The sequence below is a fragment of the Rossellomorea sp. LJF3 genome, assembly GCF_037046045.1.
GTDB lineage: Bacteria > Bacillota > Bacilli > Bacillales > Bacillaceae_B > Rossellomorea.
Map to the genome: position 1 here is coordinate 1 of NZ_JBANLY010000040.1, position 14367 is coordinate 14367.

At 45.7% G+C, this 14367-nt stretch carries 11 protein-coding genes; 9 read left to right on the top strand and 2 right to left on the bottom strand.

The genetic code is table 11. The annotated features are described in order from the left end of the window. Window positions 1–425: 425 nt before the first annotated feature. Window positions 426–2123: a septation ring formation regulator EzrA gene (gene ezrA / locus V8G47_RS20305; RefSeq protein ID WP_336201627.1), complete on the top strand. Its 1698-nt coding sequence runs from the start codon at window positions 426–428 to the stop codon at window positions 2121–2123. 61 nt (window positions 2124–2184) lie between these two features. Here the strand turns inward: ezrA and brnQ are convergent, their stop codons facing one another. After that, window positions 2185–3525: a branched-chain amino acid transport system II carrier protein gene (gene brnQ, locus V8G47_RS20310; protein WP_336201628.1), complete on the bottom strand. Its 1341-nt coding sequence runs from the start codon at window positions 3523–3525 to the stop codon at window positions 2185–2187. 325 nt (window positions 3526–3850) lie between these two features. Here brnQ and V8G47_RS20315 point away from each other — a divergent pair, with 325 nt between their 5' ends. The 6 genes from V8G47_RS20315 to rarD all read left to right on the top strand — a co-directional run bounded on the left by V8G47_RS20315 (window position 3851) and on the right by rarD (window position 11480). Further along, entirely contained in the window at window positions 3851–5002 is a 1152-nt protein-coding gene (locus V8G47_RS20315; protein ID WP_336201629.1) for a cysteine desulfurase family protein, read from the top strand. After that, a complete protein-coding gene (gene thiI / locus V8G47_RS20320) occupies window positions 4999–6210 on the top strand; it encodes a tRNA uracil 4-sulfurtransferase ThiI (protein WP_336201630.1) in 1212 nt (403 codons plus the stop codon). The genes V8G47_RS20315 and thiI overlap by 4 nt, the downstream gene beginning before the upstream one ends. A gap of 86 nt (window positions 6211–6296) precedes the next feature. Then, window positions 6297–6500 (top strand): alpha/beta-type small acid-soluble spore protein, encoded by a 204-nt coding sequence (locus V8G47_RS20325; protein ID WP_034765764.1) that lies wholly within the window; start codon window positions 6297–6299, stop codon window positions 6498–6500. Between the two features lie 696 nt (window positions 6501–7196). Continuing rightward, window positions 7197–8780, top strand: coding sequence for an acyl-CoA synthetase MbcS (mbcS, locus tag V8G47_RS20330; RefSeq protein WP_336201631.1), 1584 nt, complete (start codon window positions 7197–7199; stop codon window positions 8778–8780). Window positions 8781–8894: 114 nt separating this feature from the next. Next, on the top strand, window positions 8895–10490 hold the full coding sequence (locus tag V8G47_RS20335) for an amidohydrolase (protein ID WP_336201632.1): 1596 nt from the start codon (window positions 8895–8897) through the stop codon (window positions 10488–10490). A 75-nt stretch (window positions 10491–10565) separates the two neighbouring features. Beyond that, window positions 10566–11480 carry an EamA family transporter RarD gene (gene rarD / locus V8G47_RS20340; protein ID WP_258265338.1) on the top strand — a complete coding sequence of 305 codons (915 nt, stop codon included), beginning with the start codon at window positions 10566–10568 and terminating at the stop codon, window positions 11478–11480. An 87-nt stretch (window positions 11481–11567) separates the two neighbouring features. Here the strand turns inward: rarD and V8G47_RS20345 are convergent, their stop codons facing one another. Continuing rightward, on the bottom strand, window positions 11568–12368 hold the full coding sequence (locus tag V8G47_RS20345; protein WP_261749925.1) for an NAD kinase: 801 nt from the start codon (window positions 12366–12368) through the stop codon (window positions 11568–11570). A 150-nt stretch (window positions 12369–12518) separates the two neighbouring features. Between V8G47_RS20345 and sppA the strand changes: the two genes are divergently transcribed. Both sppA and V8G47_RS20355 read left to right on the top strand, forming a co-directional pair. Further along, entirely contained in the window at window positions 12519–13529 is a 1011-nt protein-coding gene (gene sppA / locus V8G47_RS20350; protein WP_061810667.1) for a signal peptide peptidase SppA, read from the top strand. Between the two features lie 92 nt (window positions 13530–13621). After that, entirely contained in the window at window positions 13622–14074 is a 453-nt protein-coding gene (locus V8G47_RS20355) for an RDD family protein (protein WP_336201633.1), read from the top strand. The last annotated feature ends 293 nt before the right edge of the window (window positions 14075–14367 follow it).

Here is a 14367-nt window from a genome sequence, read left to right on the forward strand (position 1 = left end):
AGATCCTCCTTAGTTATGAGCGATTGGTTAGCACCTGCATCATAACGGAGGGTCTTTTTTTATGCAATAGATGAATTCTCATCTCACAGGAATAGCTCCTGCGGGAAACGCTGGACAGGTGAGACCCCGCAGGCCCAGCCGAGGAGGCTCACCGCCAGCCCCGCGGAAAGCGAGCACCTGGAACGGAAATCAACCACTACTCGCTCATTAAAACGGTGTTACAACCCCATTCTATTAAGCACCAAACCCAATAATCATACCCATTTCCCCTCAAATTTGCTAAAATTGACTTTTATCACTAAAAAATCAGAAATTAATAGTCAAAAAATGTCGTTAACATGGTATCATTATAGCAATGACAAATTATTAATGAAACATTCACATTCATATAGATGTCTACTGAATAGTTGAACAGGGGGCTTAAGATGCAATACGTCATCGCTGGAATAATACTTATCTTAATCGTATTCCTAATCGGATTTATCTCTAGAAAGAAATATTACGCCGAAATCGATCGGTATGAAGCCTGGAAAATCGATATCATGAACAAACCGGTTTCAGACGAACTTTCCAGAGTGAAGCAACTGAATATGACAGGTCAGACGGAAGAATTGTTTGACGGCTGGAGACAGGGTTGGGATGAGATTGTTGCTGTGCAGCTTCCTGATGTTGAAGAACTACTATTCGATGCAGAAGAGTACACCGATAAATTTCGCTTTAATAAAACCAAAGAGGTCCTGTCAAGAATCGATCAGGTTCTCACCGATACCGAAAAGAAGATCGAACAGATCCTGACCGAATTAAATGAACTGGTCGGCAGTGAAGAGAAGAACCGCGAAGAAATCCAGGCTCTTCAAGAAGAATTCCGAAACAGCAAGAAGCAATTGCTCGCTTATCGTCATACATACGGTCAAACGGCAAAGCATATGGAAGCGGTCCTTGATAAGCTTTCTGAACAAATCAATCAGTTCAATGAGCTGACGGAGCAGGGGAACTATCTGGATGCAAGGGAGATCCTGCTCAGCCTTGCAGAGGAAATGAAAATGGTTGCCTACAAAATGGAGACGGTACCGAAACTGATCACCGACTTTGAGAACGTATTACCGTCCCAACTGTCCGAGCTTGAAGCAGGATACATCGAGATGAAGGATCAGGGCTACACCCTTGATCATATTGAAGTGGACAAGGAAGTGGCCTCGTTGAAGGAAACCCTTCAACACTTTAATAAAAATCTTGAGGAGCTTCATGTTGAAGAAGTGGAAGAAGGCATACAGGAAATAAAAGTAAAGGTCGAAAGCCTTTACGATTTGCTGGAAAAAGAGGTCCATGCCAAACATTTTGTAGAGCAGTATAGAGACCAAACGACGGAAGGGCTCATCAAGGCAAAAGAAGACAATGATGACATTCAATCGGAAGTAAGCATCGTGAAACAAGGCTATCATCTTCATGATGCGGACCTTAGTACCCCGAACGAGATTGATAAGAAGATCATCCAGCTCTCAAAACGACATGAAATGCTGATGCATAAGGAAGAAACGAATGCGACGGCTTTCTCGAATTTAAGTGATGAGCTGAAAGACATCAGAAGTGGACTGGAAGAACTGAATCAACAGCAAAGTGAGTTCTCCGTTTATCTGCAGAACCTCCGTAAAGATGAATTGGCTACAAGGGAAAAAATCCAGGAGCTTAAGAAAAAGGTGGCTGAAGCAAGCCGGATGATTTCGAAAAGCAATGTACCGGGATTACCGGCCGATTACAAGGATCTTCTTGATGAAGTCCATCGTAAAATCGAACAAGTGAATGCGAGCTTAACGGAAAAACCTTTAAACATGAAGTTCATCCAGGAAACATTATTGGGTGCCGAGGATACGGTCGACCACTTCTATACGAAAACGGGAGATCTGATCGAGAATGTTCTCCTATCCGAGAAAATCATTCAGTACGGAAATCGCTACCGGAGCAAATATAGCTCGGTGCGGGAAGGTCTACAGACGGCAGAACAAGCCTTTCGTCAATATGATTACCGCAGAGCGTTGGAAGAAGCGGCCACAACCATCGAGAAGGTGGAGCCGGGCGCATTGAAGAAAATCGAGAAGATGATGGATCTTGAAGAAAGATCATAAATAAAAGGACTGATGTAGACGCTTCAATCTACATCAGTCCTTTTTTATGAGACGATTGAGCTTAACTGGCTTCAATCGTCCGTTTGGTTTGTCCTGCGAGTACGGCAATGACGAATCCGATGATGGCACCGATCATAGCCGGAACTATCCAGCCGATTCCTTGAGTATAGAACGGAAGGAATTCAAGAGATTGGCTGATGGCCGTCACGTCAACGCCAGCGGTCTTGATGCCATCGATCAGACTGATCAGACCCGTTGGAATCAATGCCCCTACATAAACAAGGGAGTAACCGTTAAATCCATTATGCATGAATGATAGAAGAATCAGTACGATCGCCAATGGATAAATGAATATTAGAACAGGTAAAGAGACGGCAATCAACTGAGTCAATCCGATATTGGCGATGATCATGCTGAATAGAGAAATGATGATCACCAATTTAGGATATGATACAGGCAGGATTTTCGCGAAAAATTGTGAGCATGCCGACACAAGTCCGACTGATGTCGTAATGCATGCAAACGTAATCGCAAGTCCCAGGATGACCGTCCCCATAGAGCCGAATAAATGGCTCGCTGCAGCTGAAAGGATCGCTCCACCGTTTGCCTGCACGCCGATGGAATCCGTACTGCTCGCACCGATATAGCTTAACGATAAATACACAAGGGCAAGTCCTGCGGCCGCAATGAATCCGGCAATGATCGTGATGCGTGTCAGGCTGGACTTATTGGTGATACCACGGTCTTTAATGGTATTGATGACGACGATCCCGAACACTAAAGCAGCGATCGTATCCATGGTCAGGTATCCCTCGATGAATCCTTTGAATAATGGTCCATCCTGATAGGCTTCATGTGGAGTGCCGAAGTCTCCCATCGGACTGATGATGCTTTTGACCACTAGAATCGTCAGGATGATAATGAGGGAAGGAGTCAAAATCTTCCCGATACGGTCAACAAGCTTTGACGGATTCATCGCAAGCCATGCCGTCAACCCAAAGAAGATGATCGTATAAATCAGTAAAGAAACTCCGTATTTCGCTGTATCTTCAGGCAGGAATGGGATGACCCCGATTTCATAGGCGACGGTTCCGGTCCGTGGTATTCCGAAGAACGGCCCGATCGCCAGGTACATAACAATCGTAAAGATAAGTCCGAATAATGGATGTACGCGGTTTGCAAGTGTCTGAAGATCCCCTCCGGATTTCGCAATGGCGATGACACCGAGCAGTGGAAGCCCCACTCCCGTAATAAGAAAGCCGATGATACCGGTCCAGACATGTTCTCCGGCCTGCTGCCCCAGGAATGGCGGGAAGATCATATTTCCTGCTCCAAGAAAAAGAGCGAAGAGCATTAATCCAATCGTCAAGATCTGACTGAATGATAGCGCTTTCTCGTTCATATATACCCCTCCGTTTGTAATCGTTATCATAAGCAAAAAATATCTTATCATAAGTTTGTAGAAAAATGTCGAAAAACTAAATAGTCTTACAATTTAGTATATTTAAATAACTTCTGCGCTTGCTACCTTTTAGATTCTCGCAAAAATTCTGTCATTTTTCAATAATAATTTTTGGAAAATGAAAAAATATTTGTGAATGATGTGACAAATCGTTTTCCTACTATAATAAATTCTTGCGCCAAAATGAATTTCATTTGGGATGGGCAGGATTTATGGTAAGATTAATGATTGAATATAATAGCGTCATGTAAAAGAAGGTGTAAACTTGATCTATTTTGATAATAGTGCGACAACCAAGCCATATAAGGAAGTGCTGGACACATTCCTGAAAGTAAATGAAAGCTATTATGCCAATCCATCGTCCATCCATTCGTTCGGTGGTCAGGTGGAAAAGTTAGTTCAACAATCCAGGGAGCAGATCGCTTCCCTATTAGGGATAAAGACAAAAGAGGTATTCTTCACCTCTGGCGGGACTGAATCCAATAATCTGGCGATAAAAGGAACCGCTCTGCGATACGGTCACAGAGGGAAGCACATCATTACGACCAGAATGGAGCATCCTTCCGTCATCAATGCCTTTAAGCAGTTAGAATCGTTTGGCTACACAGCGACGTATCTCGATGTGGATCCAGAAGGCAAGGTCCGTCCCTCAGAATTGAAAGAGGCGATCCAGGATGACACGATCCTTGTTTCGGTGATGCAGGTGAATAATGAAATCGGGAGCGTTCAGCCCATCAGGGAGATCGCTGAGATCCTGAAAGATTATCCCAAGATAGTCTTTCATGTCGATGCCGTACAGGCATGTGGCAAGGTCCCCCTTATTCTCGACGAAAAGCTCATCGATTTATGCAGCCTATCCGCTCATAAAATCCATGGCATCAAAGGAACCGGCATGCTGTATGTGAGGGACGGACTTGAGATTTCGCCTATCCTCTCAGGCGGCGAGCAGGAAGGGAACCTTAGAAGCGGAACGGAAAACACCGGCGGGATCGTATCCTTCGCGAAGGCACTCCGAATGCATATGGAAGAAAGTAAACAGAAGTTGGTTATAATGGAAGAAAATCAACAATTCCTCAGGGGAGAGCTGGAGAAAATCGAAGGTGTGACGGTTCACACACCGGCACGGGATCACGCCCCGCATATCCTGAATTTTTCAGTGGCGGATTTTAAAGGGGAAGTACTCATTCACGCCCTCGATCGGCATGAAGTGTATGTATCGACGACAAGCGCTTGTTCATCAAAGCAAAGCAAGCCCAGTCAGACCCTCTTATCCATGGGAGTACCGGACAACCTTGCAGGCAATTCGATCCGGATCAGCCTGTCCTTTCATAATACGATGAAGGAATGCAAAGAATTTATTATTTTACTAAAAAAAGAAATTCAATACTTACAACATACAATGAGGAGATCAAGATGAAATATAATCGCATACTCGTACGATACGGTGAAATTTCAACCAAAGGAAGAAACCGCAAGATGTTCACAGCCAAGCTCCGTGAAAATATTTTGCACACGCTGAAGGATTTCCCGACGATTTCCGTTGCAGCGAGCCGGGATCGCCTCCACATTCAATTGGGTGACGAAAACGCAGAGGAAATCATTCCGAGACTTGAAAAGATCTTCGGGATCCAATCATTCAGTCCTGTCGTCAAAGTTCCTCAAAATATGGAGGAAATCATGAAAGCGGGGCTTGCTCTTGTCCAAAAGAGCTTTTCCCCCGGCAAAACCTTTAAGGTGGCTGCCAGAAGAGCGGATAAAAAGTTTGAACTCGACACGAATGAATTAAATTATGAAGTAGGGTCCTATATCCTCCGCAATATGGACGGATTAAAGGTGGATGTAAAGAATCCCGACATTCAACTGAATGTGGAAGTGAGAAAAGAAGCCGTCTATCTCTCTTCTGAAATTTATCAAGGATCTACCGGAATGCCGGTAGGGGCCAGCGGGAAGGCGATGCTGATGCTTTCAGGCGGGATCGACAGCCCTGTCGCCGGTTATCTGACGATGAAAAGAGGAGTGGAGATCGAAGCCGTCCATTTTCACAGCCCTCCGTTTACAAGTGAACGGGCGAAGCAAAAGGTGATCGACCTTTCACAGAAGCTCTCTGCCTTCAGCGGAAAAGTGAAACTGCATATCGTCCCATTTACGAAAGTGCAGCAAACGATTCATGATCAGGTTCCTGAAAACTACACGATGACGTCGACGAGAAGGATGATGCTAAGGATCGCGGATCAAATCCGTGAGAAGAATGAAGGACTGGCACTCATTACCGGAGAAAGCCTCGGCCAGGTGGCGAGTCAGACGCTTGAGAGCATGCAGGCGATTAACGACGTCACGAACACACCGGTGTTAAGACCACTCATCGCCATGGACAAGCTTGAAATCATCGATATCGCCCAAAAAATCGATACCCATGACATTTCCATTCTTCCTTACGAAGACTGCTGTACGATTTTCACACCGCCTGCACCGAAAACAAGACCTAAAAAAGAAAAAGTGGAGTATTATGAAAGCTTCGTTGATTTCGAAACCCTCCTTACAGAAGCCGTGGACGGTACAGAAACGATGACAATCGACGGTTCTACAGGCTCGAATGTAGAAAAAACCTTTGACGAATTACTCTAAAAATTTAGGATAATTTACCAAAGAAAATAACTGTATGAAGCCATGTGTTTTGACACAATCTATATTCAACAAGGAGGTGAAAACACATGGCAAACAACAGTTCAAATCAACTAGTAGCTCCAGGAGCTCAACAAGCAATCGACCAAATGAAATACGAAATCGCTTCTGAATTCGGAGTTCAACTTGGTCCAGATGCAACAGCACGCGCTAACGGTTCTGTAGGTGGTGAAATCACTAAACGTTTAGTTCAAATGGCTGAACAACAAATCGGTGGCGGATATTCAAAATAATTAAATACAATGGCTACAAGGAGCGGGTTTCCCCGCTCCTTTTCTATTTGTATAAAAAAGCAGGCTATTTTTCGTTTTTTCAATCTAAAGACGATCAAATCGTATAAAATTTTTTGTATCACTTTTTACACCGCTGTTGATTTTCGTGCAAGACTTCGCTTTCCTCGGGCGGAAGGCAAGCCTCCTCGTCGCTCGCTCCTGCGGGGTCTCACCTATTCCGCTTTTCCCGTAGGAGTCTTCGTCTTGCACTCCAATCAACAGCTAGAGCCGGCTAAATACACTTCTACCCTTTTACAAAAACAACAAAAATCCGAACGATGATCATTCGGATTTTGTTTTGAATAAACCAGTGCCTTTAATTGCTTTGTTCTCTTGGCATAATAATTGTTAAAAATTCTGATGTTTATCCTTTATGAATTATAAAACCAATGTTGATTGGAGCGGAAGGTGCTCGACTCCTGCGGGAAACGCTGGACAGGTGAGACCCCGGAGGCGCAGCCGAGGAGGCTCACCGCCAGCCCCGCGGAAAGCGAGCACCTGGAGCGGAAATCAACCACTACTCGCTTCTTAAATGATTTAATTATGTTTGTCGAATAACCTCACATATTGACGATGATAGAATGTAACCAAATAATTTAAAAAATTTAAATTATTTTGTATAATAGAGAAGAATCGACAAACAAGGGGGAGTCATAAGTGAAGAGGGAAGAATTGATCGCACCGGAAAAGTACAATTTGGTGGAAGAAGTGGAGAAGTTTGCAAGTGATGGAGAGAAGCTTGCCATCAAGTGGGAAAATGAAGAAGGTAAAAAAGAAGACATTACATACAAACAATTATTGAAAAATGTAAATAAAATTGGAAACGTTTTCTTAGGGGAGGGCCTTGAAAAAGGGGACGTCATCCTTGTCATGGTTCCCCGCTTAATTGAGGCATATGCTGTTTATCTTGCTGCACTGAAATCCGGGCTTGTCGTGATTCCAAGCTCTGAGATGCTTCGGACAAAGGATCTCGAATACCGGATCGATCACGGGGATGTGAAAGGGATTGTAGCGTATTCTCCGTTCGTCGAGCAGTTTGAAAACGTAAGGGGCATGGAAAATCTCAAGAAGTTCGTAGTAGGGGAAAAGCAGGACGGCTGGCTTGCCATTGAAGAAGAAATGAAATCGGTCTCAGAAGATCTGCCATTCGCTGATACAAAACGGGACGATATGGCCTTCCTTTCATACACGTCAGGGACGACGGGGAATCCGAAAGGGGTTGTCCACACGCATGGATGGGCATACGCTCACCTGAAAACAGCGGCTCGTGAATGGTTGTGCATCGAAGAAGGGGATACGGTTTGGGCGACGGCAGGTCCAGGCTGGCAAAAGTGGATCTGGAGTCCGTTCCTGTCTGTCCTCGGTTCAGGTGCCACAGGTCTTGTGTACCAAGGGAAATTCGACCCGAACAAATATCTTCAGATGCTTGAGGATAACCATGTCAACGTCCTATGCTGTACGCCTACAGAGTATCGCCTGATGGCCAAAGTGGATAATCTGGGAACCTATAAGCTCGATCATCTGCACAGCGCTGTGTCGGCAGGGGAGCCGTTGAACAGGGAAGTCATCGATGCCTTCAAGAGACACTTTGAAATTGAAGTCCGTGACGGCTACGGTCAAACGGAGAACACCCTCCTTATCGGAATCATGAAAGGGATGGAACTGAAACCGGGCTCCATGGGGAAACCGACCCCTGGGAATCGGGTCGAAATCATCAATGATGAAGGCTACCCTTGTGAAGTAGGCGAAGTGGGAGATATCGCGGTTCACGTAGAAACGCCTGCCCTGTTCAAAAATTATTACAAGGATCCCGAACGGACGGCCATGCAGTTCAGGGGAGATTACTATATTACGGGAGATAAAGCGAAGAAGGATGAAGACGGCTACTTCTGGTTTGAAGGCCGAGGGGACGATATCATCATCAGCTCAGGCTACACGATCGGACCTTTCGAAGTGGAAGATGCCCTCGTGAAGCATCCATCGGTACAGGAATGTGCCGTCGTAGGAAGTCCCGATGAAGTAAGGGGACTGATCGTAAAGGCGTTTGTCGTCTTACGTGAAGGGGTGGATCAGGAGGATCAAGAGCTCATTCCTTCCCTTCAGCAGCATGTGAAAGACTTAACGGCCCCTTACAAATATCCGCGCAGGATTGAATTTGTGAAGGAACTGCCGAAAACAACTTCAGGAAAAATCAGAAGGATCGAATTGAGACAAAAAGAACTGAGTTCAGTGAAAAACTGACCACAGATAGGGAGCCTTTAAGGCTCTCTATTTTTTATGATTTTTTCATTTCAGAATCTTTCTATAATATGATACATTTGAGAAATAGACTTTTAGGAAAGAAGGAAATGCATCATGGGTACTTTATGGAGAAACGGCACCATCTATACAATGCAACACGAAGGACATCATGTGGAAGCGGTTTTTACAGAGAACGGCCTGATCAAAGGTCTGGGCACAGCGGAAGAATTAGAGCGGAAGTTCACGATTGATTCAGTGGTGGATCTAGAGAAGAAGATCATGTTCCCCGGATTTGTCGATAGTCACATGCATCTCATCGGTCACGGTGAGACGCTGATGAGGCTTGATCTTTCCAGTATGAACAGCAAGCGTGAAGTGCTGGATGCCATCAAGGAAAAAGCCCAAGGCGTTGAAGAAGGAAAATGGATCATCGGGGAAGGCTGGAATGAGAATCTTTGGAGTGATGCAGCGGTCCTGACCAAGCAGGAAATCGATGCAGTCGTTCCGAACCATCCCGTGCTTCTAAAACGGATCTGCCGGCACGCCATGGTGGTGAATTCACTTGCCTTCAAACATGCAGGCATCGACGAGAACACCCCAAATCCTGCAGGCGGCTTGATCGAACGGGATGATGAAGGCGGATTGAATGGTTTATTAAAGGATAAGGCACAGGATCTGATGGTCGATGCCCTTCCCGCCATTTCCTCCGAGTACCTCGTCGAAGCCCTGACCAAAGGGATCGAAAGCTGCTGGGAGCATGGATTGGTCGGTGGACATACGGAGGACCTGAGCTATTACGGGAATTTCAAGAAAACATACAATGCGTTCCTAGAGGCCATCAATGAAGGCAATAGGAAATTCAGGGCTCATCTTCTCGTCCATCATGAAGTGATTGAGGATTGGAAGGAAGATGGCCATCAGTTCCTGAGTGGAAATGAATTCATTGAGTTCGGAGCCATGAAAATTTTCGCCGATGGTGCATTGGGTGGCAGGACGGCACTGTTGAGCTATCCGTACGCCGATGATTCAAGTACGAATGGAGTCAGCATCCACACGAGCGAGCGACTTCTGGAGCTTGTGAAAAAGGCAAGGAAGTATGAACTGCCGATCGCCGTCCATACGATCGGGGATCAGGCATTTGAAAATGTTGTCGAAAGCATCCTCGAGGCACCGACCCTTCATGGTAGACGGGACCGGCTCATCCATGCCCAGATTCTCCGTAAAGAACTGATCGAGAAGATCAAAGGGCTGCCTCTGATCCTGGATATCCAACCAAGGTTTGTGGCATCGGATTTCCCCTGGGTCGTTGAACGACTCGGAAAAGAAAACATGAAGTACAACTATGCGTGGAAAACGCTCCTTGACGAAGGCATCCCGTGTGCAGGAGGCTCAGATGCCCCGATCGAACCGATCAATCCGCTTTGGGGAATCCATGCGGCGGTTACCCGCACGAATCCCCTGGACCCCGACCGGACCGTGTATCGTCCGGAAGAAAAACTGTCGATGTATGAAGCCATATCCCTTTTCACAAAGGGAAGCGCGTACGCCTGTCACCATGAGGAAGACCGAGGGGAGATCCGTGAAGGGTACACAGCAGACTTCACCGTCTTGGATATCGATCCATTCAACGTCGAAACAGACCAAATACTTGGCAAAGTCGTCGATATGACGATCGTCGACGAGACCATCGTCTATAAAAAAAATAAATAATCATTGCCCCCCAAACTTTTCACCGATATAATGGAGATATTTCGGAAATAGAAATAGTTTTGGGGGTGTTTTTTTATGAAGCAAGATCAAGCCGGGATCCTGTACACGGCATTTTCATACTTATTATGGGGGATTCTTCCGATCTATTGGAAATGGGTAAATCATGTGTCGGCGGATGAAATCCTAGCCAACCGCATCTTTTGGTCGTTCTGGTTCATGCTTCTATTCTTGTTCGTCAGCAAGCGTTGGAAGGAATTCACCAACTATCTGAAAACATCTCTCACTAAAAAGAAGCAGTTATTCGCTTTGCTGCTTGCTTCACTGTTGATCAGTACGAACTGGTTTATCTACATATGGGCCGTGAATACCAACCAGATGGTGGAAGCAAGCCTGGGTTACTATATCAATCCATTGGTCAGCGTGCTGCTTGGCGTATTCATCCTGAAGGAAAGCCTGTCGAAGGCACAGATCATTTCCTTTGGATTAGCCGCCATCGGGGTGCTGATCCTGACTCTTTCATACGGGGAATTTCCGTGGATCGCCATCGGTCTCGCGTTCTCATTCGGCCTATACGGATTAGCCAAAAAGCTCATCCAGGTGGAATCATCCATCGGCCTCACACTCGAAACGATGACCATCGCCCCGTTATCACTGATCTACCTTGGCTACATGTACCAGGAAGGAACCCTTTCCCTCTTTCACGTTTCAGCAGGGACGGACCTTCTACTGATGGGAGCCGGGGCAGCGACAGCGATCCCATTATTGTTTTTCTCAAAGGGTGCCCAGCAGATCCCGCTGTACATGGTCGGGTTTCTGCAATATATCGCCCCGACGATCACGTTGATACTCGGTATCTTCATGTATCATGAAGAGTTTTCTGTTACCCATCTTGTTTCGTTCATGTTCATCTGGCTTGCATTGACGGTCTTCACCGCATCGCGCGTGCAGTATGCCAGGAAGCGCCGACGTGATGCCAGATTATCTGCATGATGAAAAACGCTCCAGTCTTTTGACTGGAGCGTTTTTGTGTGGGATTTAGTTAGTATGGTAATACACCATTTTCAGAGCCCATTCAACCTACAAAAACGAACGCTTTACTTTTTCCCAGAACGAGTTATCCTTCAATTTTACCGTTTTAATGACTTTGTCACTGAGTTTGGCTTCGACTTTTTCCACGTGCTGAATGCTCAATGCCTCATTGTCCATTCCCATGGCAGGGTAGTCGTTTCCGTCCTGGACGATCTTCAGTACGAGTCGGCGCTGTCCGCTCACGATAAAGGAGGATCCGAGTGTACGGTAGCGGTTATTATTCAGGGAAGCCATTTCACTCACCTGGATGCAGGGGAGCATCGGATCGACAACGGCACCGTTGACGGATTTGTTATAAGCGGTACTTCCCGTCGGGGTGGCGAAGATCATGCCGTCGCCCCTGAATGTTTCGAAGTGTTTGTCGTCGATGAAGACGTCCATGACGAATGTCTTGATGATGCCGGAGCGGATGCTGAATTCATTCAGGCAGTGAAAAGATGTCTGATTGTCGACGGTCACTTCAATGGTCGGGTATTTACGTACTTCGATCTGCTCGGTTGTCATGGCTTCAATCATCTTGGATGTATCATCGATATGGAAGTCACAGTACATGCTTAACGTACCGCCGGTTGAAATTCCTGCATACAGGCAGTCCTCCCTGAAGCCGGTTTGACGGACGGCCTGGAGGAATGTTCCGTCTCCTCCGATGCTGACGATGATGTTCGCGTTCTTTGAAGATTCTACTATATTGAAATCATACCGCTTTGCCAGTTCATATAATTGATCAAGTTTGGCCTGCATTCCTTCTTGATGAAGGGCATAGAAAAAGATATTTCGACGGTTATTCATCGTATGTACCTCCCAGGATAAAAGATAATTTTTCCCATTTACATGAAATTTTGCTAGAATCTAACTTAGTGAATATTCTATCATGTTTCCACGTGAGAATGATATTCATATCCTTACATAAGATAGGGTAAACGAGGGAGGAATATACAGATGAATGCAAAAAGGTGGACGGCATTGGGAATCGCTGGCGCATTATTCTTTGTTTCGGTAATCGTCAACTTTGCGACCTCTGCTGTGACAAGCGATGTTAATCAAGCATTTGAAGACATGTTCGGAGGGACGGACAATCCATTCTCCGAGGAAATCATCGATGAAGGGAATGCGAATAAACGGATCGCGGTCCTGGAAGTGGAAGGTGTCATCCAGGATACGGGTGGTGCAAGTTCCTTATTCGAAAGCCCGGGCTATAACCACGAGCTCTTTATGGATAAGCTAGATGCCGTTGAAAAAGACAAATCTGTCAAAGGGATCATTTTAAAAGTGAATTCTCCAGGCGGCGGCGTAGTGGAGAGTGCACAGATCCACTCGAAGCTGGTTGAAATCATGGAGAAGACGAAGAAGCCGATTTATGTATCGATGGGCGGTACGGCGGCATCCGGCGGCTACTACATATCGGCTCCAGCCACGAAGATTTTTGCCAGCAAAGAAACGCTTACTGGTTCACTTGGAGTCATCATGCATAGCATCAACTACTCGGAACTGGCAGAGAAATACGGCGTCGATTTCGTCACGATTAAAAGTGGACCGTATAAGGACATTATGAGTCCAACACGTAAAATGACAGATGAAGAACGAAAGATCATTCAATCGATGATCGATAACTCTTATGAAGGCTTCGTGGATGTCATCGCCAAAGGCCGTGATATGTCTGAAGCGGAAGTGAAGAAAATCGCAGACGGACGTGTGTATGATGGGATCCAGGCGAAGGAAGTCAATCTGATTGATGAATTCGGCTATGTGGAAGATACGATTGCAGCGATGAAGAAAGATTATAAATTGAAAGATGCACAAGTATTTGAATACACGGCGGGCGATCCTTTCTCCGAATTCTTCAGTATGGGTGCAAAGAAAATGATGGGTCAGGATATGGAAGCGGCGGCACTGATGAAGCTTTTATCAAACCCGGGCTCTCCACGATTGATGTATCTCTATTCTGAATAAGGAAGGTGAATGAAGTGAGTGATCGCTATGAACATAATGAAACACGGGAGCATATCGAAGTCCAATCTTCTTCTCCTGACTTATCAAGGACCATCCCCCATGACGGCTATTACCTGGCGGGATTCTGGATTCGATTCTGGGCATATCTGGTGGATCTGATCGTCATCGGCAGCATCACGAGATTGATCGTGAACCCGATTTTTAAACTATTGGACATTTCCTTAGCCGACGGCTCGATGTTTGCCCCGATCTCGATTCTGACGAGTGTCGTGTTCTACGGGTATTTCGTTTTGATGACGAAATACTTCAGCCAGACGATCGGGAAGATGGTATTCGGCATCCGGGTCATCGAGTTGAAAGGCACGAAGCCATCATGGGGAACCATCCTGTTCAGGGAACTGATCGGCCGGTTCATCTCCACGACCATCTTTATTTTATATGTGGTGGTGGCGTTTACCCATAAGAAGCAGGGGATTCATGATTTGTTTGCAGATACGACTGTGGTACAGGAAAAGAAGAAGCTGGAATTTACTCCGGCTGTGTAAAAAGAGAGGCAAACCTGCTGATGGGCGGGTTTGTTTTTTTTTGTGTGAGGAAAAGAGATTTCCTTTTTATATAAAATTACGCAATTAGGGGGTGGAATGACGCAATAAACGAAATAATGACGCAATCACCCGGAAAATGACGCAATTAATCAAAAAACGACGCAATCACCACCCAAAACGACGCAATCACTTTACGACCCCCTAATTCCTTTGGACACTTTTGTACCTAAAACAGTACACTAGAACCATAAATACAGAGGGATTTTGGAGGGCTGTTCCATGTCAAAAAAGAT

Bases quoted from the DNA above. Each gene is read 5' to 3' on its own strand.
- ezrA (WP_336201627.1), top strand. From the start codon at position 426: ATGCAATACGTCATCGCTGGAATAATACTTATCTTAATCGTATTCCTA.
- rarD (WP_258265338.1), top strand. From the start codon at position 10,566: ATGAAGCAAGATCAAGCCGGGATCCTGTACACGGCATTTTCATACTTA.
- brnQ (WP_336201628.1), bottom strand. From the start codon at position 3,525: ATGAACGAGAAAGCGCTATCATTCAGTCAGATCTTGACGATTGGATTA.
- V8G47_RS20345 (WP_261749925.1), bottom strand. From the start codon at position 12,368: ATGAATAACCGTCGAAATATCTTTTTCTATGCCCTTCATCAAGAAGGA.
- thiI (WP_336201630.1), top strand. From the start codon at position 4,999: ATGAAATATAATCGCATACTCGTACGATACGGTGAAATTTCAACCAAA.
- sppA (WP_061810667.1), top strand. From the start codon at position 12,519: ATGAATGCAAAAAGGTGGACGGCATTGGGAATCGCTGGCGCATTATTC.
- V8G47_RS20335 (WP_336201632.1), top strand. From the start codon at position 8,895: ATGGGTACTTTATGGAGAAACGGCACCATCTATACAATGCAACACGAA.
- V8G47_RS20325 (WP_034765764.1), top strand. From the start codon at position 6,297: ATGGCAAACAACAGTTCAAATCAACTAGTAGCTCCAGGAGCTCAACAA.